Origin of the sequence: Pseudoalteromonas sp. OFAV1, assembly GCF_021532595.1 — a bacterium.
GTDB classification, from domain to species: Bacteria; Pseudomonadota; Gammaproteobacteria; order Enterobacterales; family Alteromonadaceae; genus Pseudoalteromonas; species Pseudoalteromonas lipolytica_C.
This window is the reverse complement of record NZ_JAKGBG010000010.1, coordinates 35,576-58,489: the sequence shown is the minus strand read 5'-3', so window position 1 is coordinate 58,489 and position 22,914 is coordinate 35,576. Positions and strand designations below refer to the sequence as shown.

25 protein-coding genes are annotated in these 22,914 nt (G+C 41.6%); 9 read left to right on the top strand and 16 right to left on the bottom strand.

From position 1 onward, the window contains the following. Positions 1-16: 16 nt before the first annotated feature. The 9 genes from recO to rpoE all read right to left on the bottom strand — a co-directional run bounded on the left by recO (position 17) and on the right by rpoE (position 7,761). On the bottom strand, positions 17-703 hold the full coding sequence (gene recO / locus L1267_RS07980) for a DNA repair protein RecO (protein WP_235382531.1): 687 nt from the start codon (positions 701-703) through the stop codon (positions 17-19). A gap of 16 nt (positions 704-719) precedes the next feature. Continuing rightward, positions 720-1,652, bottom strand: coding sequence for a GTPase Era (gene era, locus L1267_RS07975; protein WP_135923792.1), 933 nt, complete (start codon positions 1,650-1,652; stop codon positions 720-722). Beyond that, a complete protein-coding gene (gene rnc, locus L1267_RS07970; RefSeq protein ID WP_135923791.1) occupies positions 1,642-2,319 on the bottom strand; it encodes a ribonuclease III in 678 nt (225 codons plus the stop codon). Before rnc ends, era begins: the two co-directional genes overlap by 11 nt. Positions 2,320-2,321: 2 nt before the next feature. Then, positions 2,322-3,257 carry a signal peptidase I gene (gene lepB, locus L1267_RS07965; RefSeq protein WP_135923790.1) on the bottom strand — a complete coding sequence of 312 codons (936 nt, stop codon included), beginning with the start codon at positions 3,255-3,257 and terminating at the stop codon, positions 2,322-2,324. A 26-nt stretch (positions 3,258-3,283) separates the two neighbouring features. Further along, a complete protein-coding gene (gene lepA / locus L1267_RS07960; RefSeq protein ID WP_135923789.1) occupies positions 3,284-5,071 on the bottom strand; it encodes a translation elongation factor 4 in 1,788 nt (595 codons plus the stop codon). Positions 5,072-5,140: 69 nt separating this feature from the next. Then, positions 5,141-5,590 carry a SoxR reducing system RseC family protein gene (locus tag L1267_RS07955; RefSeq protein WP_135923788.1) on the bottom strand — a complete coding sequence of 150 codons (450 nt, stop codon included), beginning with the start codon at positions 5,588-5,590 and terminating at the stop codon, positions 5,141-5,143. Between the two features lie 3 nt (positions 5,591-5,593). Then, entirely contained in the window at positions 5,594-6,547 is a 954-nt protein-coding gene (locus L1267_RS07950) for a MucB/RseB C-terminal domain-containing protein (RefSeq protein WP_135923787.1), read from the bottom strand. A gap of 4 nt (positions 6,548-6,551) precedes the next feature. Next, positions 6,552-7,178: a sigma-E factor negative regulatory protein gene (locus L1267_RS07945; RefSeq protein ID WP_235382530.1), complete on the bottom strand. Its 627-nt coding sequence runs from the start codon at positions 7,176-7,178 to the stop codon at positions 6,552-6,554. Position 7,179: 1 nt separating this feature from the next. Next, the gene (gene rpoE / locus L1267_RS07940; protein ID WP_036969086.1) at positions 7,180-7,761 is read right to left on the bottom strand and encodes an RNA polymerase sigma factor RpoE; all 582 of its coding nucleotides are present in this window, start codon (positions 7,759-7,761) and stop codon (positions 7,180-7,182) included. Positions 7,762-8,165: 404 nt separating this feature from the next. On the opposite strand from rpoE, the gene nadB reads away from it, so the two are divergent. Then, a complete protein-coding gene (gene nadB, locus L1267_RS07935; protein ID WP_135923785.1) occupies positions 8,166-9,788 on the top strand; it encodes an L-aspartate oxidase in 1,623 nt (540 codons plus the stop codon). Here the strand turns inward: nadB and L1267_RS07930 are convergent. Together L1267_RS07930 and L1267_RS07925 are read right to left on the bottom strand one after the other, a co-directional pair. Further along, positions 9,763-10,071, bottom strand: a complete 309-nt coding sequence (locus L1267_RS07930; protein WP_135923784.1) for a hypothetical protein — start codon at positions 10,069-10,071, stop codon at positions 9,763-9,765. The two genes, nadB and L1267_RS07930, sit on opposite strands and share 26 nt — an antisense overlap. A 91-nt stretch (positions 10,072-10,162) precedes the next feature. Further along, on the bottom strand, positions 10,163-10,414 hold the full coding sequence (locus L1267_RS07925) for an FAD assembly factor SdhE (RefSeq protein ID WP_135923783.1): 252 nt from the start codon (positions 10,412-10,414) through the stop codon (positions 10,163-10,165). A 120-nt stretch (positions 10,415-10,534) separates the two neighbouring features. Here L1267_RS07925 and ygfZ point away from each other — a divergent pair, with 120 nt between their 5' ends. Together ygfZ and L1267_RS07915 are read left to right on the top strand one after the other, a co-directional pair. Then, positions 10,535-11,446, top strand: a complete 912-nt coding sequence (gene ygfZ, locus L1267_RS07920) for a tRNA-modifying protein YgfZ (protein ID WP_138557310.1) — start codon at positions 10,535-10,537, stop codon at positions 11,444-11,446. A 12-nt stretch (positions 11,447-11,458) separates the two neighbouring features. Then, on the top strand, positions 11,459-11,944 hold the full coding sequence (locus tag L1267_RS07915) for an FKBP-type peptidyl-prolyl cis-trans isomerase (protein ID WP_135923781.1): 486 nt from the start codon (positions 11,459-11,461) through the stop codon (positions 11,942-11,944). Between the two features lie 50 nt (positions 11,945-11,994). Here L1267_RS07915 and L1267_RS07910 read toward each other — a convergent pair whose 3' ends face one another. The 5 genes from L1267_RS07910 to L1267_RS07890 form a co-directional block, all read right to left on the bottom strand. Beyond that, the gene (locus L1267_RS07910) at positions 11,995-12,459 is read right to left on the bottom strand and encodes a hypothetical protein (RefSeq protein WP_235382529.1); all 465 of its coding nucleotides are present in this window, start codon (positions 12,457-12,459) and stop codon (positions 11,995-11,997) included. 14 nt (positions 12,460-12,473) lie between these two features. Next, positions 12,474-13,259 (bottom strand): DUF481 domain-containing protein, encoded by a 786-nt coding sequence (locus tag L1267_RS07905; RefSeq protein ID WP_135926247.1) that lies wholly within the window; start codon positions 13,257-13,259, stop codon positions 12,474-12,476. 68 nt (positions 13,260-13,327) lie between these two features. After that, positions 13,328-13,648, bottom strand: coding sequence for an HI1450 family dsDNA-mimic protein (locus tag L1267_RS07900; protein ID WP_135923779.1), 321 nt, complete (start codon positions 13,646-13,648; stop codon positions 13,328-13,330). 119 nt (positions 13,649-13,767) lie between these two features. Further along, positions 13,768-16,881, bottom strand: a complete 3,114-nt coding sequence (locus L1267_RS07895; RefSeq protein ID WP_235382528.1) for an efflux RND transporter permease subunit — start codon at positions 16,879-16,881, stop codon at positions 13,768-13,770. Between the two features lie 9 nt (positions 16,882-16,890). Then, the gene (locus tag L1267_RS07890; RefSeq protein WP_235382527.1) at positions 16,891-18,090 is read right to left on the bottom strand and encodes an efflux RND transporter periplasmic adaptor subunit; all 1,200 of its coding nucleotides are present in this window, start codon (positions 18,088-18,090) and stop codon (positions 16,891-16,893) included. Between the two features lie 258 nt (positions 18,091-18,348). Between L1267_RS07890 and L1267_RS07885 the strand changes: the two genes are divergently transcribed. The 6 genes from L1267_RS07885 to L1267_RS07860 all read left to right on the top strand — a co-directional run bounded on the left by L1267_RS07885 (position 18,349) and on the right by L1267_RS07860 (position 22,858). Then, complete coding sequence (locus L1267_RS07885; RefSeq protein WP_199527244.1) at positions 18,349-19,140, top strand: crotonase/enoyl-CoA hydratase family protein; 792 nt, start codon at positions 18,349-18,351, stop codon at positions 19,138-19,140. A 69-nt stretch (positions 19,141-19,209) separates the two neighbouring features. Next, positions 19,210-19,563, top strand: coding sequence for a CidA/LrgA family protein (locus L1267_RS07880; protein ID WP_235382526.1), 354 nt, complete (start codon positions 19,210-19,212; stop codon positions 19,561-19,563). After that, a complete protein-coding gene (locus L1267_RS07875; RefSeq protein WP_135923775.1) occupies positions 19,553-20,263 on the top strand; it encodes an LrgB family protein in 711 nt (236 codons plus the stop codon). The genes L1267_RS07880 and L1267_RS07875 overlap by 11 nt, the downstream gene beginning before the upstream one ends. 33 nt (positions 20,264-20,296) lie before the next feature. Continuing rightward, on the top strand, positions 20,297-21,136 hold the full coding sequence (locus tag L1267_RS07870; RefSeq protein ID WP_235382525.1) for a mechanosensitive ion channel family protein: 840 nt from the start codon (positions 20,297-20,299) through the stop codon (positions 21,134-21,136). 100 nt (positions 21,137-21,236) lie between these two features. Further along, a complete protein-coding gene (locus L1267_RS07865) occupies positions 21,237-22,388 on the top strand; it encodes a PepSY-associated TM helix domain-containing protein (protein ID WP_235382559.1) in 1,152 nt (383 codons plus the stop codon). Next, a complete protein-coding gene (locus L1267_RS07860) occupies positions 22,388-22,858 on the top strand; it encodes a hypothetical protein (RefSeq protein ID WP_235382524.1) in 471 nt (156 codons plus the stop codon). Before L1267_RS07865 ends, L1267_RS07860 begins: the two co-directional genes overlap by 1 nt. Positions 22,859-22,914 lie beyond the last annotated feature (56 nt).

The following is a 22,914-nucleotide window of genomic DNA, read 5'->3' as shown; positions in this document are numbered from 1 at the left end:
AAGGCTGAGTATCAGCCTACTTAATAAATAACTCACGGCTTTTTAATGGCTTTTTACCAAGTAAAGGCTTGAGTAGGTATCGACTTAATTGCTTAGCCATATATAACACATCAGGGGCGCTAAAGTCATGAGCCGCTATGGCATTTAATTGCTTTCCTGAAAAGCCACTATGGGGGTCGTCATGCAACAAAAAACCGTATTCAGCAAAGTACTGATAATTTGCTGCATCGTTTATTTCATCCCCTTGCGCATCAACGCTAAAATCAACACCGTAACCTAGCATCTCTAGCAGTTGAAACTCATATGAGCGCAGCACCGCTTGCAGGCTTTTAGTGGTCGACAACTCGTGTAAATGCTGTTTATAAAGATGATAAACACTTTCCATCGGCTCGTTGATTGGTACGATACGATTGGTTAATTCGTTCAAATAAAAACCACAATATAACTGGGTGCCAGTTAACATACTTTGCCCGCCATGGGGCTCAAAACGAGTGATGTATTTTAAATCAGACTTACCGCTGTATTGTACAAGCAGAGATTGGAAAGGTTGCAGTTGAGCTTTATGTTTAGTGGCCTGGCGACCACTAATACGAGCCAACATTCTCAGTTGACCAACGCCTTCTACCAGCATATCAAGCATAACTTGCGAGTCACTAAAAGGACGTCGATGCAGCAAGTATGCTGTGTAGAATTCGCTATTCATGGCGTGTAAGCTTTACTTAGTCTTCACCATAGCCAAGGCTACGTAGCGCACGTTCATCGTCAGCCCAACCAGATTTGACTTTTACCCACAGTTCTAAAAACACTTTGTTATCAAGCATTTCTTCAAGGTCTTTACGCGCTTCACGACCGATAACTTTTAGCTTTTCGCCCTTGTTACCGATCACCATACGTTTTTGTGTTTCGCGCTCAACCAAGATAAGGCCATTGATTTGCCAAACACCATTATCGAGCCATTTAAACTGTTCTATTTCTACCGTGACAGAATAAGGTAACTCATCACCCATAAAACGCATCAGCTTTTCACGGATAACTTCTGCCGACATGAATCGCATAGAGCGATCTGTCACGTAGTCCTCAGGGAAATAAAACTCGCAAAGAGGAAGACGCTTGGTTACTTCAGCTTTGATTAGTTCAATATTTTTACCCTGCTTAGCAGAAACAGGAATAATACCAACAAAGTCAAACTTTTCGCCCAAGAACTGCATGTGTGGCAGCACAAGATCGCGATCTTTTACTTGGTCGATTTTATTCATTACCAATAACACCGGACGACCACTTTGGCGTACTTTGTTAAGTACCATCTCATCGTCTTCGTTCCAGTGTGTTCCTTCAACCACAAAAATGATCAGTTCTACATCACCAATTGAACTTGATGCTGCTCTGTTCATTAAACGGTTAATGGCACGCTTTTCTTCTACGTGTAAACCCGGAGTGTCGACGTACACTGCTTGGTATTTACCTTCGGTATGAATACCCATAATACGGTGACGTGTAGTTTGCGGTTTACGCGAAGTAATCGACACCTTTTGCTCAACAATGTAGTTAAGTAAGGTCGATTTGCCCACATTTGGACGGCCTACAATGGCAATCATCCCGCAGTGTGTATCTAGCTCTGCAGGTGATTTAGAGATTAAATCATCAAGATTCATTTTTAAGTATCTTTAAGGCTTTTTCAGCGGCTTTTTGCTCTGCTTTACGACGCGAGCTACCCACTGAGATAATGCTATCCATCCCTTCAACAATACATTCAACCGTGAATGTTTGATTGTGCGCTTGGCCCTTTGTATCAATAACAGTGTAGCCTGGTAACGATAGTTTGCGCGCTTGTAAGTATTCTTGAAGTAATGTTTTCGGGTCTTTTTGGTTCAAACCTGGCGAAATTGCATCAAGGCGAGACTCATACCAGCTTAAAATAAGCTCTCCACATTGTTCAATGTTTGAGTCTAAGAACACCGCGCCAATAATCGCTTCAACAGCATCGGCAAGGGTTGATTCGCGGCGAAAACCGCCACTTTTCAATTCACCTGGGCCTAAGCGTAAGTAATCGCCCAAGCCAAATTCTAGGCCAAATTCAGCCAAGGTTTGTCCACGCACTAAGGTCGAGCGCATACGGCTTAAATCACCTTCACGTGCTTTTGGAAATTTATTATAAAGCGCATTAGCAATCACAAAACTCAAAATTGAATCGCCCAAAAACTCTAAGCGTTCATTATGTTGACCTTTATGACTGCGATGCGTCATTGCCTGCTCAAGCAACGCTTGATCAGTAAATGTATAACCTATTTTATTGTATAACTCTGTTACGTTTTTTTTCATCGTTACTGAATATTACCTAGGCGTTCAAAACGAACACCAGTTGGAACCCAGCTTGGTAAAAAGTCATCTGGGCCATTTTCAAATTCAAAACTCATCCATATAAAGACGGCTTTACCAACCAAGTTTTCTTTTGGTACAAAGCCCCAAAAGCGACTGTCTTGGCTATTATCACGGTTATCACCCATCATAAAATAATGATCGGCAGGAACCACCCACTCATCTGAGCGAGTACCCGGCTGCTGATAATAGCGGCCTTTCATTTCAGGCGCTTGCGGGTTAATCAAGATATTATGATTGACTGTGCTTAGACCTTCTTCTAAACGCACCAAATTCATTGAACCTTGTTTGAACTCATCGCTATTGAGGATTTCCATATCAATTTTATTGTATTCATTACACAGCAACTCACCCTGTTGCGTAGCACCTTCTTCACATTTTGGCTGAATATAAAGGTGCTTGTTGCGATAAACAATCTTATCGCCAGGTAGACCTATTGCTCGTTTAATGTAATCAACACGCTCATCAAGTGGGTATTTAAATACAACAATATCACCACGCTCTGGCTCGTTTACATCAACTAGCTGACTGCGCCAAACTGGGTCTTTAATGCCATATGAGTACTTTTGAACAAGAATAAAGTCACCCACAAGTAAAGTTGGCATCATCGAACCAGATGGAATTTGAAACGGTTCAAAAATAAATGAGCGGAAGATGGTGATTGCCGCAATCATCGGAAAAATTGATTTAGCCGTTTCAGTAATACTTGGCTCAGGCGCAATTAATGCAGCGGTTTCTTCATCTAAATCACCACCTGCGGCATTTTGAGCAAGGGCAATTCGCTGTTGACGCTTCGGCGCAAACATAAAGTGGTCAATTAACCAAATTAAACCTGAGCCAAGTGTTAACAACACTAAGAAAATTGAAAAATAACCCGCCATGCATTAATTCCTATATCTACTTCTTATTATTTACCAACTTTAAGGATAGCTAAGAATGCATCTTGAGGAACTTCAACGTTACCTAATTGCTTCATTCGCTTTTTACCTTCTTTTTGCTTCTGTAGTAGCTTTTTCTTACGGCTCACGTCACCACCGTAACATTTTGCGATTACGTTTTTGCGTAATTGCTTAACTGTTGTACGTGCAATCACATGCTGACCAATCGCTGCTTGAATCGCAATATCAAACTGCTGACGTGGGATCAGATCTTTTAGCGCTTCCGCTAACTGGCGACCACGTGACTGCGCAATATCACGGTGCACAATAATAGCAAGTGCATCAACACGCTCACCATTAATTAGTACATCAACACGCACCATGTCTGAAGCTTGGAAATGCTTAAAGTTATAATCAAGTGATGCAAAACCACGACTTGTTGATTTTAACTTATCAAAGAAGTCCATTACTACTTCAGCCATGGGTAATTCGTACGTCACCGCAACTTGCTTACCATGGTAGCTCATTTTAGTTTGCATACCACGCTTTTCAACACAAAGTGTAATTACGTTACCCAAAAACTCTTGCGGAACTAAGATGTTAGCTTCAACAATTGGCTCACGGATTTCAATAATATTGTTTACCGGTGGTAGGTCAGACGGGTTATCTATTTGTTTAGTTCCGTCTTTTGTTTCTACTTCGTAGATTACTGTTGGCGCAGTAGTAATAAGATCAATGTCGTACTCTCGCTCAAGACGTTCTTGAATGATTTCCATGTGTAGCATACCTAAGAAACCACAACGGAAACCAAAACCAAGTGCTGTTGAGTTTTCTGGTTCGAAGAATAACGACGCATCGTTCAAGCTTAGTTTATCAAGCGCATCACGGAATGATTCATAATCATCTGATGAGATTGGGAACATACCAGCATAAACCTGCGGTTTAATGCGTTGGAAGCCAGGTAAACGCTCAGGGGCAGAATTACGTTGAAGCGTGATAGTATCACCAACTGGTGCACCGTGGATTTCTTTAATACCCGCAATAACAAAACCTACTTCACCGGTTTTTAAGATACCCGTGTTGGTTTGTTTTGGAGTGAAAATACCCACTTTATCTGCGATATGAACTTGCTCATTCGACATGATCTTAATTTTATCGCCAGAGCGTAATTCACCGTGTTTGATACGTACTAATGATACAACGCCTTGATATGGGTCAAACCATGAGTCAATGATAAGCGCTTGTAGTGGCTTATCTTTGTCACCTACCGGTGGCGGAATATCTTTAACAATAACTTCTAATACTTCTTCAATACCAATACCTGTTTTAGCACTACATTGCACTGCATCTAGAGCATCGATACCGATAATATCTTCAATTTCTTCAGCTACACGAAGAGGGTCGGCTTGCGGTAAGTCGATTTTATTTAGAACTGGAATAACTTCTAAGTCCATTTCGATTGCTGTGTAGCAGTTTGCCAATGTTTGTGCTTCAACACCTTGGCCCGCATCTACAACCAATAATGCACCTTCACAGGCTGCAAGTGAACGCGATACTTCGTATGTAAAGTCAACGTGTCCTGGGGTATCGATGAAGTTTAACTGGTATGTTTCGCCGTCTTTAGCTTTATAATTTAGTGTTACACTTTGCGCTTTGATGGTAATACCACGCTCACGCTCAATGTCCATTGAGTCTAACACCTGCTGCTGCATTTCACGGTCTGTTAAACCACCACAAACTTGGATAAGACGGTCTGAGAGAGTCGATTTACCATGGTCAATATGGGCGATGATCGAAAAATTACGGATATGCTTCATAAACTGGATTCTAAACTTCTATATAAATGGACTAAGTGTATAAAGCGACAATTTTACATTTAATTGGCTTTAATCACCATCTATTTGAGTGAAAGGAATAGTAATTGGGTGAATTTTTATTACTTTTATATCGTGCTTGAGGCTCTTAACCCTTGATTTTGCTATTGCATAGCCCGTTAAGCCACCAATCACGGCTGCTAAAATTTGCCAGCCCTCAGGTAATGAAAAAGCGGCAAAAGCGATTAAAGCAAATCCCAAACTGAGTAAAAGTGGCAACATATACACAGCCATCGCATGTTTAACTAGATGACTATCATCAAGTGCTAAGGTCACTTTTTGACCGACTTTTAACTCGGAATCAAAGGTATAGGGGAAAGTTTTTTTGGCTGTTCCAAACAGTTTAGCGAATACTTGCGAGCCACATCGGCCATTACAGCCGGCACAGGCCTGTTTTTGCTCTGCTTCTAAGTTCGCTGTCGTGCCTTTAACCGACACGACAGTGAGTGTTTGTTCAATCATAATTTAAAGAGGTCGCGCTACCGACTCAGCTATAGCTTTGGCTGTCATAGCGGGAATATTACCAACAACCGATACATCAAAGCCACCGCCATTGTGAACATAAACCGTCGTTGCACCCGATGATAGTGCACCACTGGCTCGTTTGCCTGGTAAAGGTCTTTGAATAAACACAGATACTTCCACAAAACCATCAGAGTATAAGTAATAGTCTGTTAGTTCATTATTTAAGTCTAATTTGTGGCGATCTGACTTTAACAATTTGAATCCATCTGGCAACCAGCCAATATTCCAATTATTGCCAGCACCTTCAGATGCATTTTCAATCTCAGTGGTTGGCATAGCAGCAGGAAAACTACGGTTTTGCATTTCAAGTAGCATTGGCGCTGGCTGCTCGGTCACACTTATGTGAGTTAACTGTAATTGCTCCAACATTTCGCCTTTATGATCAACATAAGCAGACTTAAGTAGAAGCGATGATTCGGTATCAATCCAAATCCAGTAGTTAAATTTATGCTCATCTTTTGATTCAATACGCACTAACTGCGCTGAGCGACCTGCAATACGTCCTTTACCACCTAGCACAAAATCATAATGTGCACTTACGCGTTCAATATCTTTAAAAAGTACTTCAGGAATAGGCCCGGCAATAGTGTCGGTTTTGATTGTATAAGGCTGTGAGTGAGGCTCAAAATAAGTAACTTGTCCGTTAACTCTTGCCATCTCAAGCCCTGCACCATTAAGCAAGCTCAAATGTTCAAGCTCGATATCACCTTGTTTAGCATGCAACCAACGATAAGGTTCCATGGTTTGGCCTTTAACGACGACAAAAGATGCATCAAAGTTGCGGGTATGAACGGCATCAGCCATATTAAGTAATAATGCTTTGGCGGGGTTTTCATCACTGGCAAAAGCCGGAGCCATTAATGCCAGTGACAAAATAAAAGTAAACACTTTCATTTAATTAGTTTTTTTCCTCTTCTGCGTTTTCTGCAGTTTGTGAACTTTCCAGAGAATAGGCAACACGTGCTTGACGCTGATGCTCAAGAACTAATGCCCCTATACGCTGCTGTTGTAATTCACGTAAACCTTGCTCTGCGTTTTCAAGTGCAGGTTGTTCTGATGAATAGCTAACAGGTGACGCAACCCCCGTTAAAGGTGTTGTTTGTAAAAGTGGAATGTCACTTTCTGGTGATTCGGTGTTCTGCGGCAATGTTTGTACGCCCACAATCGCAAACATAGCAACACTTGCAGCAATTGCAACTTGGGCAAATGGACGACGCCAATTAAATGCTACAACGTTATCTGTGCCTGTTGCCGCCACGATTTCTTCGCTTTTTGGTGCTGTTGTTTTATTCGCGAAATCAGAGTAAACAGGTTCTTGCTCAAGTGATTCTGCCACTGCGTCTGCAATGTCGAAATTAAAAGCGTTATTATTTGCCTCAGCACGCATTACGTCACCGATCATCGCGTAACGACCAAATGTTGCTACATCGTCGTTAGTGATCGCTTGATCAGTTAACTGCTGCTCGCCGTCAAGTAACGCGGACAACTGCTCATTATCCAACTTGTTAACGTCTGCTTTTGTCATACTAAGACTCACCTATTAATGGATTCAATTTATTATCAATCGCCTCACGGGCACGAAATATACGCGAGCGTACCGTTCCCACAGGGCAATCCATAACCACGGCTATTTCTTCATAGCTCATCCCTTCAATTTCACGAAGGGTTATCGCGGTCTTCAGATCTTCAGGCAAACTATCAATCGTATTAAAAATTACAGCACGTACTTCGTCACTTAATAACAGGTTTTCAGGTGATGCGTTAGAACGCATAGCATCTGCACTGTCATAAAATTCGGCTTCTTCAGCATCAACATCGTTTGCGGGGGGCTTTCGGCCCTGCGCAACCAAGTAATTTTTAGCACAATTTACGGCGATACGGTATAACCAAGTATAAAAGGCGCTATCACCTCTAAAGTTAGGTAGAGCTCGATACGCTTTAATAAACGCCTCTTGCGCGACATCAGCGACATCACCTTGGTTCGACACATAACGTGAAATCAAACCTGCAATTTTGTTCTGATATTTTCTAACTAATAGGTTGAAGGCGTTTTTATCTCCTTGCTGGACCCTTTTAACTAACGCTAAATCCAAATCCTGCTCGCTCATTCGAGCCGGTACTCCTCTGTTTGATTCTTGCTTGCTATTCATATACTCGCCATTGTTTACACAAACTCTGACTGCAGCATGAATATAAAAGTTCAGTTTAAAATGATTTTTTTATAAAATAGCATGCAAATAAATTGAGTCATACCGATCTTATTACACAATAAGTTCAAATACTGCTGTTAAATCAACGGGTACATAAGTTCACTGTGAATTAAATAAATTTAAACAAACAGCCTAAAGTAGACTGTTTATGTGACCTAAAACCTAATAAGATTGGTATAACATATTAAAATGACTAATAGTGTTACTGCAAATATGGTACATATACGTATACCACATAAAAAAATATTTGCTCAAACTTTTGGCACTACTAGCCGAGCATTGTAACCGCAAAGACCACAGACATGAACCAAAATAAACATCACATTACTGATGTCGCTATCATTGGCAGCGGCGCCGCTGGCCTTTCTCTTGCTTTATCTCTTGCTAACCATTGCAAGGTCACTGTACTAAGTAAAGGTGCACTGACTGAAGGGTCAACCTTATATGCACAAGGTGGCATTGCCGCGGTATTTGATAAAAAGAATGACAGCATTGAATCTCATGTTGAAGATACACTCGATGCGGGTGGTGGTTTATGTGACCGAGATGCGGTGCATTACACTGCAAGCAATGCTAAGACGTGTTTGAAATGGCTAATCGAACAAGGTGTGCCTTTTGATATGGAGTTTGACTCAAAAGGTAAAGAGCGCTTTCATTTAACTCGTGAGGGTGGCCACAGTCATCGCCGTATTTTACACGCTGCAGATGCCACTGGTCGCGCAGTGCAAACAACTTTAATTAGCCAAGTACAAGCCCATCAAAACATTACCTTGCTAGAAAACTATAATGCGATTGATTTAATCAGTGATAAGAGTCTAGGTAAAAAGGGCAAACATATTCATGGTTTATATGTATGGAACTGTGAAGAGAAAAAAGTCGAAACAATTTCAGCCAAATTCGTTGCACTTGCCACTGGTGGAGCCAGCAAAGTTTATCTATATACTTCTAACCCTGATGTATCAAGTGGCGATGGTATTGCCATGGCATGGCGTGCGGGGTGTCGGGTTGCCAATATGGAATTTAACCAATTCCACCCAACTAGTTTATATCACCCAGAGCTACAAAACTTTTTGATTACCGAAGCAATGCGTGGTGAAGGTGCATATTTAAAACGCCCCGATGGCACCCGTTTTATGAAAGATTTTGATGAGCGTGAAGAGCTTGCTCCTCGTGATATCGTGGCTCGTGCTATCGATTTTGAAATGAAACGCCTTGGTGCGAACTGTGTCTATCTTGATATTAGCCACAAAGACAAAGACTTTATCATTGAGCACTTCCCTACCATCTATGCAAAATGTTTAAGTGTGGGCTTAGATATTACTAAAGAAGCCATTCCAGTGGTTCCGGCTGCACACTATACATGTGGTGGGGTGATGACTGACTTTAATGGCCGCACAGATTTAGACAACCTTTATGCTGTTGGCGAAGTCGCTTACACAGGCTTACATGGTGCTAATCGCATGGCGAGTAACTCGTTACTTGAGTGTATTGTGTTTGCCCATGCCGCAGCGAAAGACATCTTAAGTAAAATCGATGCAAGCCCTGCCCTTGAAGCCCTCCCACTATGGGATGAAAGCCGCGTCACTAATTCAGATGAAGAAATCGTCATCACTCATAACTGGCATGAACTAAGATTATTTATGTGGGATTACGTGGGGATTGTACGCTCAACTAAACGCTTAGAGCGTGCCCTTCACCGTGTGGAGTTACTACAACAAGAAATTCACGATTACTACGCTAACTTCAGAGTGTCTAATAACTTATTAGAGCTTAGAAATCTCGTGCAAGTAGCTGAGCTGATAATTCGCAGTGCCCTTGAGCGTAAAGAAAGCCGTGGTTTACACTACACTATTGATTACCCAGAACAAAACGACAATCCAACACCAACAATACTGACCCCTAAGTCGGTTGCTGCACTGCAATAACAGCACGTTTCAAACGCGAAAAATAAACGTCTTCTACACTGGCTGCTGAAATAATCAGCCAGTGTGACTGATAAAACCCCTCAAGCCTGAGCACTACGTAGTTTGCAAAGATATAACTTTTCGGACTTATCTCGCCTTGCAATTGAATGTTGTCACTCACAAATCTTAACTGTGAGTATTCTAAAATAACTGTGCCGTTTTCAGGATGTGCTTGTTTTGCTTTTTTAAAACTAATAATGCCTGCAATCAGGCTAGATGAAATAGCAAATATTTGTGTTATCAAGGAGTGGGCGGTAAGAAAGAACGCTATAGCAAGAAAACAAAAAAAGACCACAAATGGTTTGTGGTCTAGTTTATTATTTTTAACGACAAACCTATACACGAACTCGGTCTAAAATTAACGAGACCATAGTGTTTAGTTCTGGATCTTTACACTCTTCATGCCCCATGAACCATGCGAACAAATCAGGATCATCGCTCTCAAGTAAGCGTTGAAATACAGCTTGCTGCTCTTTGCTAAGTGAGTCAAACGCTTCTTCAACGAATGGCATGAATAAAACATCAAGTTCCAACATACCGCGACGGCATGCCCAACGAATACGTTCTTTACTGTGAATTTCAGTCATTTTAAACCTCGTACTTATTTGTCTGCAGTTTAACAAATTGCCATCGAATAAACAGCTATTTAAATTGCTACCCTAACTAAGTTATCATTACCTCTCATTCATATCGTAAAGAAGGTTTTTATGTCGACTGTTTACGCATGTCCTTTATCTTATTCGCTTATCAGCCTAACTGGCAAAGATAAGCTGTCTTACCTTCACGGACAAATTACACAAGATATCAATAAGCTCAACAAAGATAACTTTTTATGGGCTGGACACTGTAATGCCAAAGGCAAACTTTGGGGTGTGTTTAGACTTTTTGAGCATCAAGATAGCTACTACCTTGTGGGCACAAAACCTGAAGTTGAGCAGTCACTGGTAGAGTTAAAAAAATATGCGGTATTTTCCCAAGTAGACATTCAGCAAAGTGAAAAACCGCTTATTGGCCTAATTGGTGATGACCTTAATAATACACTTAAATCACTCAACATTGAGTTTGATGAGGAACACAGTGCCGTTGACTTTGCTGGCGGTAAAGCATTAAAACTTGCTGATAACCGTGTTCTACTGATGGTCAATAACGACTTTTGTTTACCAGACGAAGTCACGGCCCTTGATGATGATGCACGTTGGCAACAAGCTGCAATTGCAGCTGGTGAGCCATCTTTAAATAGCGACGCCATTGGCGAGTACGTACCACAAATGGTGAACCTACAAGCACTAGGTGGTATCAGCTTTAGAAAAGGTTGTTATACAGGCCAAGAAACTGTCGCTCGCATGAAATATCTGGGCAAAAATAAACGCGCTATGTATATCGTTGCAGGCACAGCCGAAGGTCAACTTGATGAGCTTGAGCTCGAAACCAAGATGGGCGAGAATTGGCGTCGTGCAGGCAAGCTAATTAGCCAAAGTTATAATCAAGATACGCAAACATTAATGGGCCTTGTTGTGCTGCCAAACGACAATGAAGCAGGCCAAGTGTTGCGTGCTAAACACCTCCCTCAGGTTGAGCTATCAATTCAAGCTCTGCCTTACTCTCTCGAAGATGAATAAATAGGAAAGACTATGATCGTAGCAGCAAACAAAGTGGTAAAAATGCATTATTCAGTATTGGATAATAACAAAAACACTATCGACAACTCTTTCGATGGTGAACCACTGGTGTTTATCGTGGGCACTGGCTACCTAATTCCAGGCCTAGAGGATGCGCTACTAGGTAAAGAAGCCGGTGACACATTTAGCGTAACTGTAGAACCAGAGCAAGGCTATGGTGAACGTCATGATGACTTGATGCAAGCTGTGCCTAAGTCGATGTTCGAAGGAATGGAAATCGAAGTTGGTATGCAGTTTCGTGCGACAACTGATGCCGGTGATCAATCAGTAATGATCATCGAAATCCAAGATGAAGATGTGATTGTAGATGGTAACCACCCTCTTTCAGGCATCACTCTACATTTTGATGTTGAAGTACTTGAAGTACGCGATGCAACAGAAGAAGAGTTGGCACATGGTCATGTGCACGGTGAAGGCGGTTGTGGTCACAGCCACTAAACCATGACTATAAAAAAAGCGCCATTGGCGCTTTTTTTATATCTCAGTGCTTATTCAGCTGTTTTCTGTGCATCCAGTGCTGGCTCTGGTTCAGCAATATGCTCTCTAAGCGCAGCAAGTAAACCTTCTTGGTCATTGGTCCCTAAGCGATACTTTGTACCGTCTTTCATAGCAAGCTCTACTGCACTGAATCCAGAGACACTGTAAACCCATCCATCATGTGTAATACGCAGGCCTATGCCATGTCGAAATGAGTTACTTACTGCCCGAACAGATTCAATCTCATCAAAAGTCACTGTTTTACCAAATACACCCGGACCGAATGCCCAGCTTACGTTTTTATCACTCACCTTAATGGTTAAACCATGAAATAAAAAGGCCACCAGCACTAAGATAGCACTAAACACCATGAGTGGAATATCTGCACCAATTAAATTCCATGCTAAGGCAATAAAGCCGCCAATCCAGCCTAAAATAACAAAAATAAAAATAGCGTACTGCTTATGTTGATACATACTGAGATATTCTCTTAAAAGCTATAAACAAAGGTCGCACTCAGCTCAGAATCGTACTTGAGCTTTTCTTCTTCCGGTTTTGAGTTATAGCGATACATATAAGTAAATTTGAGTGATACATCACCCATAATTTTGCTGATCAATGAGGTTTCTGATTTTAAACGCGAGTTTAATCCCGACAACGATTGTTCATAACTGACGTCTTGATTAAAGCGAGTGCGAGCAGAGACCGTACGCTCCCACTGCAATGCCATTCGAAGTAAGTAACCTGTTTTTGTTTCATCTTCTTCTGTGGCTGTCTCTTGATCTGCCACTGAGCGATACAAACCGGGTCCTACGTCAATATCCACCTTATTTTTACTACCTTGATAAATACGATTTCCGTATCCTGTCGCAACGGTGCTTTTAAACTCTAGACCACTAAATTTGTCTCGTTCGTAATCACTATAAATAAAGAATGATTCGTTTTTGACATTCAGCTTGTAGTTGCCTTGCCCAGATACAAAGATACGATCCGCAGACACTTCTTCAGTTCCTGTTTCATCGTTACGATCGCGCTTATACAGGGTGTCGAGCTTAAATTGATTACGCCACTTTTCAAAGTCTTGATAAAGGTTACCTTTAAGTTTGAAGCTGGTTGAATCTGTATTACCACGACTTACCATAAAGCCAAACTCAATATCACCATAAAGCAACTCGCCTTTATGAATTTTATGGATCTCTTCTTCTGATAATTGCCCGTATTCATGAAAGTCTTCAAACGGATCAACAGCAAAAGCCTGCCAACTACTAACGAGCATGGCGGCTAAGATAATTCGTTTTAGGGTATTAAAACAATTAAAAGTAGAGTCAAACATCAGCTGGCGCGTTATTCGCTATCTTTCCAAAGTATGTGGCAAAACGGAGCATCTTTATCTCGGCTAATTAAAATCTTGGCGAATAAAATATCTTGGTTTTCAAATTCAAGTCCAACTAAGACTTGTACAAAGAGCTCAGGTTCAATTTCTAGTGCAACAAATTCTTGCCACTGCTCATCAGGCTCACCTTCTTCAATAAAACCCAACTCTTCTCTGTGTTCATTAAAGTCAGCAATATCCTGCTCGTTCAAATTATCAGGTGCTAACTCTAAAAAGATATCATATGCCTGATGCGTTACTTCTTCTTCACTATATAAACGTGGACCTGCCATTGTTCAAACCCTCTGCGCATTCGGATTGCGTTAATCGGAATATGATAACAAACCTATTTTCTTTTTTGCCAAAAAAAAAGCCAGGTTACCCTGACTTTTTTGTTATTTTTTATCAATTATTAATCGTGAGCTGACTCACCCTTGATTTTTTCGCGCATAGATTGCACTAAAGTGTAAAATAGCGGCACTAATAAAGTACCAAAAATTGTGGCGGCTAGCATACCAAACAACACTGTGATACCAAGTGAAATTCGGCTTCCTGCCCCTGCCCCACTGGCAAATACCAGCGGAAGTACACCAAGCACAAACGATAATGCAGTCATCAGTACTGCTCTAAAACGTAACTTGGCTGCATTTAATGCCGCTTCAAATATAGTTTTCCCTGCAGCCCGCTCTTCCATAGCAAATTCAACAATCAAGATGGCCGTTTTGGTTGAAAGACCAATTAGCAGCACTAACCCCACCTGTGCATAAATGTTGTTTTCCATACCAATTACGTACAGCGCAAGCATGGCACCAAATAGCGCCAGCGGTACCGCAGCAATAACCGAGAAAGGAATTGTCCAACTTTCGTATTGCGCTACTAAGAATAAGTAAACAAATACCACTGCTAAGCCGAACAAAATCGGAGCCATGTTACCGGCTTCAATTTCTTGCTTCGATTGGCCTGCCCATTCGTATACATAGCCCGTTGGCAATTGATCAGCCAACTCTTGCATTACTTTAATAGCATCACCACTTGCATAACCCGCCGCTGGTTGTCCGCTAATGCTGGCACTACGATATAAGTTAAAGTGCGTTAAACTTGTAGGGCCAAGAATTGGCTCAAGTTTAGCGAGTGTTGTGAGCGGCACCATGGCACCTTCATCATTTCGTACATAGTAATACTGCAAGTCTGTTGGGTTCTGTCTAAATTGGCTTTCTGCCTGCATGATCACTCGGTAAGTACGGCTAAATTGATTAAAGTCATTAATATATAATGAGCCTAATTGCGCTTGTAGCGTCAAGAAAATATCACTCAATGCGACCCCTTGTGCTTTCGCCTTATTACGGTCTACCTCTAATAAGTACTGTGGCACATTAGCCCTAAAGGTACTGTATACATTAGAAAGTTCTGGTCGCTGGTTTGCTTCATAAACAAGGCCATTTAACACTTGAGCAAGCTCTGCTGGCTCACGCCCTTCACTGTCTTGTAATCTAAACTCAAAGCCTGCACTAGTGCCAAGCCCGGGTATTGAAGGAGGGTTAAATGCCATAATTTGCGCATCTGGCATTGCCCAGAACTGCCCCATCAAGCGGGTTAAAACCGAACGTAAGCCAAGCTCAGGACTCGTTCTCTCTTCCCAATCTTTGAGTACCACGATACCCAAAGCGTTGTTTGAACCTGCACCACCAAGTAATGAAAAACCAGACACCGCAATAAAATCGGTTGCAGCTGGTTCATTTTTCACAATATCGCCCAACTTGTGCATCACATCTTGGGTACGGCCACTTGCTGCAGCATCTGGAAGTTGCACATCTACAAACAAGAAGCCTTGATCTTCTGCTGGTACAAAGCCCGTAGGAACAGTTTTCACCAACCACCCAGCAGCTGCAAAAATAACCACGGCAAACAGTGCCATTCTTGCTGTACGTTTTAGGATAAAGTTAATAACTTTACTGTAGCCATTGGTTGAGCGCGTAATGATGTTTTCAAATGGTGCTAACCATTTAATAGGCTTCATGGCTTTTTCATTAAGCAGTAATGCACATAATGCAGGACTCAGGGTTAATGCATTAACGGAGGAAATAAGCACTGCAAACGAAATCGTGACCGAAAATTGCTTATAAAGCTCACCCGTTATCCCTGGCATAAAACCAACAGGCACAAACACCGCAAGCAGCACTAAGGTCGTTGCCACTATTGGCCCTGATACTTGCTCCATCGCCTTTGTGACCGCTTCTTTTATTGGTAGCTTTTCTTCTTTTAGTATCCGTTCAACGTTTTCTATAACAATGATGGCATCATCAACAACAATTCCTATTGCGAGTACCAAGCCAAATAAAGTGATCAGGTTAATGGAATAACCCATCATCATCATAAAAGCAAAAGTACCCACTAAAGATACTGGAATAGCGACCGTTGGAATAAGCGTTGCGCGCCAGTTTTGTAAGAATAAAAAAACCACTAAAATAACCAAGCCAACGGCTTGAACCAGAGTAACCACCACTTCTTCGATTGAACGGTTAATAAATTCTGTGGTGTCATAAGGAATCGAATACTTCACACCATCAGGCAATTGTTTTGCAAGCTCTTCCATTCGTGCTTTAACATCGTTAGCTACTTGCGTCGCATTCGCTTCAGTCAATTGGTAAATTACAATAAACGCGGTGTCTTGCTGGTTTAATTTTGCGGTGGTGCTATAACTTGCCGCCCCCAGTTCAATGCGCGCAATATCGTTCAAGCGCACAAAGTTACCGTCTTTATTTGAGCGAATTATGGTTTGACCAAACTCTTCTGGGGTTTTTAAGCGCCCTCTTGCTTGAATCGAGTATTCAAACTGCTGACTAGGAGCCGATGGCGCAGCACCTAATTTACCTGCGGCTACAATAGTATTTTGTTCTTGCAATGCAGCCCGCACTTCAGCCACAGTTAAACCAAGCGAAGCCATACGATCTGGGCGTAACCACAAGCGCATTGAATAGGTTTGCTCCCCCATAACTTCAGCAGAAGCAACCCCGTTAATACGCCCTAACGGTTCAGTTAAGTAGTTAGTTGCGTAATTGCTCAAGAAGATTGCGTCAATATTTTCCTTATCAGAGTAAAGATTAATACCGAGCAACATTGAACTAGACTTTTTCTTAACCGATACACCTTGGCGCTTCACTTCCTCAGGTAAACCTGACTCCGCCAGTGCAACTCGGTTTTGGACATTAACTTGAGCAATATCAGTATCTGTACCGACCTTAAAGTGCACCGTAATATTCGCGGTGCCATTGTTCGATGAGGTGGATTCTATGTACATCATATCTTCAACCCCATTGACTTGCTCTTCAATGGGTCGCACAACAGACTCTTCAACGATCTGCGCACTTGCGCCTGGGTAGCTGGCAGATATCTGCACTTGTGGTGGTGTTATTTGCGGGTACATATTCACTGGCAATAATGACATTGAAATCAACCCCGCGATGGTAATAACAATCGATATTACCAAGGCAAACTTAGGACGAGATATAAATGTTTTACTGATCATATCTCACTCCTAAGAGTTAGCTTTGCTAGTGATGGTGCCCGTTGTCGGATCGACTTGCTTTTCTACCGGTTTAACCTCAGCGCCTTGACGCACTTTTTGTAAACCTTCAATAATGACTTTTTCACCAGCCTCTAAGCCTGACTCAACAACCCACATAGCATTAATGCGTCGACCTAATTGAACAATGCGCATAGCAACTTTGTTTTGATCATCAACAACAAGTACAAATTTCCCTTGTTGATTTTCCTGCACAGCGACTTGTGGGATCAGCGCTAATTCTTTTTTATTTATGCTTTCAACAATTAAGGTTACAAATAAGCCTGGCATCACGATCCCCTCAGGATTATCGAACGCAGCTCTTAGCTCTACAGTGCCGGTGTTTTGATTAATTTTTGTATCTGCAAAATCAAGCACACCTTTATTTGGGAATGTTGAATTGTTAGGAAGTTTAAGAGTTAAATCGATGGGTACATCTTGCGGGTTGCTCTCACTAGTTTGATGCTCTTGACGATAACTAATGTAGTCTCCCTCTTCCACCTGAAAACTAACATAGATAGGGTCAACATCTGTCAATTCAGCAAGCTCATTTGATGATGGGCCAACAATATTCCCTACATCGTAATTTACTTTACCAATGCGCCCTGTAAATGGAGCATGTATTTCGGTGTAGCTTAAATTTAATTCTGCTTTTTCAAGTTCAGCTTCAGTTGCCTTTACAGCTGCTGTTGCTTGTTCGAAATTAGTGGTTAATTTATCTAGATCAGACTGAGAGATAAATCCTTCAGAGGCGACTTCTCGGCCACGCTTTAAATCGCGTTCAGCTGAACTCGCTGCTGCAATTTTACTTTTTAGATCGGCTTTTACTTTAGCCACTGTCGAGCGGTATTCAGACGGGTCAATACGCAGCAGCAACTGGTCTTTTTCAACAGTAGAGCCTTCATCGAAGTGACGTTCTATTAACTCACCTTCTACACGAGCTCTAATTTTTACTTCTTGAAACGCTTCGGTTCGTGCTACAAATTCACGATAGTTGCCGATTTCTTTTGTAGAGACATTAAACACAGAAACAGCCGGAGGCGGCGTAGCTTGTTGTTTTGCTTTATCATCTGAACAGCCAACCAATGTGGTTGTTAATGCTACAGAAATTGCAGCAAAAGCCAAAGAACGAGATGATTGTTTAGTTATGCGAGCTGTTTTGCGCATCAGCATATATATACTCCTTGTAGCGCGACTTAAAGCTAAGTCTAGTCGTGTCATGGGATTTTGCGAAAGTATCTAACTAATCACAAAATCAAACTAGCTATGAACTAGCATCTTTGTTTTAAAAATATACACCAATTTGTAACTAAATATATGACAAGGTTACCCATTTTTGGAAAATATAATGATTCCTTGCGACACATCAGCAATTCTTTACTTAGTTGTAATTAGCTCGTAAGCTCTAACAAACAGGTCAGAGGAGTTACCATGATAAAACTAGAAATAAAACAACAGGTCGCATGGGTAAGCCTTGCTCGTCCCGAGAAACAAAATGCACTCAGTTTTGCCATGTTTGTCGAACTTGCAAACGTAATCAAAAAAATTAAACGCGATCGCAGTTTACGCGCTGTAGTTATCTCTGGCGAAGGCGACCATTTTTGCTCTGGTCTTGATGTTGCTGCGGTGATGAAAAAGCCGAGTAATATCATCAAGCTGTTATTCAAGTGGTTACCAGGAAACCAAAACTTAGCGCAAAAAGTGGTGTTAGGGTGGCAAGACTTAAGTATTCCGGTGATTGCAAAAGTGACCGGACATTGCTTTGGTGGCGGTATGCAAATCGCACTCGGTGCTGATTACCGCATCGTCGATAAAAACGCTAAATTAGCGATTATGGAAGCGCGTTGGGGCCTGTGTCCTGATATGGGGGCAAACGTAGTACTTGCAGGCTTAATGAAGCGCGACCAAGCACTTTGGTTAGCAAGTCATGCAGAGCCTATATCAGCTGAAGACGCTAAAGAATATGGCTTGGTTACGCAGCTGACTGATAATGTCGATAAACAAACCGATGCTGTCCTTGAAACCTTAATGGCCCGCTCGCCAGATACGCTTGCTGCAATTAAGCGAATTACCCAGCAAAGCTATCGCTCACAGCAGCGTAAAATCCTCGCTAAAGAAACCTGGAGTCAAATTCGCTTACTGATGAATCCTAATACCAAAAAGGCGATTGCGAAGGCAAAAGGTGCAGAGGATATCCAGTATAATAATGCCAAATCATGGTAAGCTAAAGTCGCATAGTACAACTGACAAGGGTATGATGTAGTTGTACTTTATTCGCAATTATTCACAATCATGAAATACCTTATCAGTAGTGCCATCATCCTTGCTTGTTTAGCCATTGCTAAATATTTAACGGCTTTGTTTGCAAGCACATTCCCTGCACCATTACTTGGCATGGTTTTATTACTCATTCTTCTTTTAACAGGCTTAGTTAAAGAGCAAGATTTAAAACCCTCAGCGACCCCATTACTGAACTTTATGCCGCTGTTTTTTATTCCTGCAGGCGTCGGTATTATTGAGCATTTAGGAGTTATTAACGAACACTGGTTACTCCTTCTTGCCGTGTTTATTATTGTTCCCCTGACGAGCATTATTCTCATTGGCTCACTATTCGCCTACTTTAAGGGGCGCGAAAATGACAGTTAGTTTATGGTGGTTGAGCATTCCTTTAACTGTTTGCCTTTTCTTGGTTTTACGTTTTTTAAACGCTAAAACGCAACATGCAATCAGCAAAGCTTTAACTAACCCAGTGTGCTGGGCAATCGTGTTAGTTTCTGCGCTGTTAGTGGCACTAAAACTCCCATATGAGCCTTTTGCCAAGCACAGTAAAGTTTTAAGTTGGTTTTTAGAGCCTGCTATCGTAGCTTTAGCATTACCGCTTTATCAGCAATTTATACATGTCAAAAAAAACCTGTTATTGATTCTTATTAGTTGTAGCTTAGGTGTGATCAATGCAACAGTGGTTGCTTCATTTATTTGTTATTTATTCGATGCGCCTGCACAGCTAAGCGCCTCACTCGCTAGTCTATCGGTCACTACGCCAATAACGTTACTTGTCACAGATGCTCTTGGTGGTATTCCCTCTTTGGCAGCAGCTATGGTGATATTCATTGGTGTGCTGGGAGCCATATTTGGTAATTTGATTTTCTCGCTGATAAATATCCGCAATGCGCAAGCAAAAGGTGTCGCAATCGGCACAGCTTGTCATGCAATAGGCACTGCATCATTAATTGTAGAGCAACCTAAAGCGGGGGCATTTGCCTCAGTGGCAATGGCATTGAGTGCACTACTGAGCGCTATAATAGTGCCGCTACTCTATCCTGTTATGCAATATGTTCTGGTATAGTCAGCATTAGCAGTAACCTTGTTAGGAAAACATATGATTGAGTCTGAAATACAACAAGTCGAGAAATACTACAATCTGATCATGGAATATTTGGTCACCTACAGCATGCAAATTTTAGGTGCCATATTAATCCTCTTCATTGGCTTATGGATAGCGCAAAAAGTGTCGAATATGGTTGCAGGTCTAATGCAACGTCACAATATCGATATCACGCTGACTAACTTTGTCAGTAATGTCATCAAAGTATTACTGATCATCATGTTCTTGGTTATTGCCCTTGGCAAAATTGGCATTAGCGTAACCCCTTTTGTCGCAGCGATTGGTGCCGCATCACTAGGTGCTGGTTTGGCGCTACAAGGCATGCTGTCAAACTATGGTGCAGGCCTTGCGATTATTGCAACAAGGCCTTTTGTTGTGGGTGATACTATCGAAGTAAAAGGTGTCAGTGGGCAAGTTAAAACCATTGAGCTTGGTCACACAATTCTAATAAACGAAGAAAAAGTCGAAATCACCATTCCTAACAAACATATTGTTGGTGAGATTTTACATAACTCGTTTAGCTATTCATTAGTTAAAGGTGAAATTGACATCGCTTATGATGCCAATGCAGATCTCGCTATTGAGCTTATCGAAAAAGTGTTAGACGAGCATGAACTAGTTAGTGACTCTCCTCATGCACAAGTCGGTATTGAGCGTTTTGCTGAGAGCGGTGTTACCTTGAGCTATCGCTTTTGGGTGCCAACCACCAAAATTATTGAGACCAAATTAGCGGTCAACCGCAATGTATTTAAAGCAATTCAAGGAGCAGATATCGAAATTCCTTTCCCACAACGAATTGTTACCCTCAATCAAACTAATGATAAAGGCGCTTAAAGCGCCTTTTTTGCAGCTCGTCGACAGAGATTGTGTTTGTTCAAAAGATTGTAGTACAATTTAAATGATAACAATTACTATCATCAATTAACGTCGGGCTATTTTTACCATGAGTAAACGTCTTTGGTTCCAACTACATGGTTGGTTTTCGCTCCCTGTATGGGTGCTATTTTGCTTTATCTGCGTCACAGGTACTGTGTCGGTTATAAGCCATGAGCTTACTTGGCTGACCAACAGTGAAGCACGTGCAAACAACCCAAATGATTTACCAGCACTTGGTGTTGATCAAGTTATTAATAGCGTTGAAAAAGCCTATCCGACTGCCGATGTAATGAGTGTACTTACTTATGAGCCTTACTTGGTTAATGCGGTTATTTTCACTGATACCGACAAACCTTATGCTGTGGCTTACGTCAATCAATACACCGGCGAAGTACAAGCGGTTAATGACACTATCTCATTCATTGAATTTATGCGTACCCTACACGGCTGGCTATTCTTTCCTTGGCAAGAAGGTTACAGCGTAGGTTACTACCTCGTCAGCGCCATGGCTTTTGTCCTTTTGGGTGCACTAGTAACTGGTTTAGTGATTTATAAAAACTTTTGGCGTGCATTTAGCCAGCCAAAACTACGTTTTAACCAAGGTAGAAAAACCTTTCTAAAAGATTTACATACCTTAAGTGGCGTTTGGTCAATTTGGTTTATGGCAGTAATGGCACTCACAGGCCTGTGGTATCTAGTGCAAGCCATCATGTGGCATAACGAAATAGACATAGAAGAGCATGCACCGCTAGTGGCAGTGTCAACTTTACCTGCGGATAAACAAACACCACCAACCGACTTAAAAGCGGCACTGGCAATTACCAAAGAGAAATACCCAGATTTCAAACCTAGTTATGTGATGCTGCCAGAGCATAACCGCGGCATGTTTAATATCATGGGCAGTGGCGATACTATTTTCTACGATAACTACGCTTACTCAACCTCAATCAATCCTTGGACGGGTGAAATTGCAGCAAGCAAAAGCCCAGAAACCATGTCGGGATTACTCACCCTTTCACATATCGCCGATCCGCTGCATTACGGTAATATTGGCGGTCTGTGGACAAAGGTTATTTGGTTTATCTTTGGTTTAATTTTAAGTGGTATGTCGATCACTGGCTTTATGATGTACGCCGCAAAATTAGTAAATAACAAACCTGTAAAAGCGCGCCAATCAGCGCCAGTAAATAACGTTCAGGAGGCAAACTAATGGCTCGTTTACAAGCAACTTGGTGGCAACGTAAAAAGTATATTTTGCATGCTGTAGTACTGGCTTTACCTGTTTGGTTTATTTATCAATCATTGAACCCTCAGTTTCCTGCACTTTGGCAAGAGCAACAAGCAGGCGAATTTAAAATCGCTCCAATGCCGCTAAATGAAGATGCTCCTTACTCACACCACAACGAATACGTTAAAGACTTCTTTATTGCTTTTAATCAAGGTGACATAAGCAATATTCGTCAGGCGTATTTAAATATTGGTAAGTCACCTTTGCCACTGGCAGAGTTTGCAAAAGATGAAGAAGGCATAATGCATGGCACCAATCACGGTCAGCATGCCCACGCGATAGCCCCTAAAACTATCTCAGCAGATGATAAACTGTGGATCACCATCCAAACTTGGCAAGGCCAACTGCATACCCTTAAATGGGATATTCCCAGTCAGTTTATTACTCAATAACATCCGAAAAGCCACTGACTAAGTGGCTTTTTTGTATCTCAGCTAAACACTCAAAT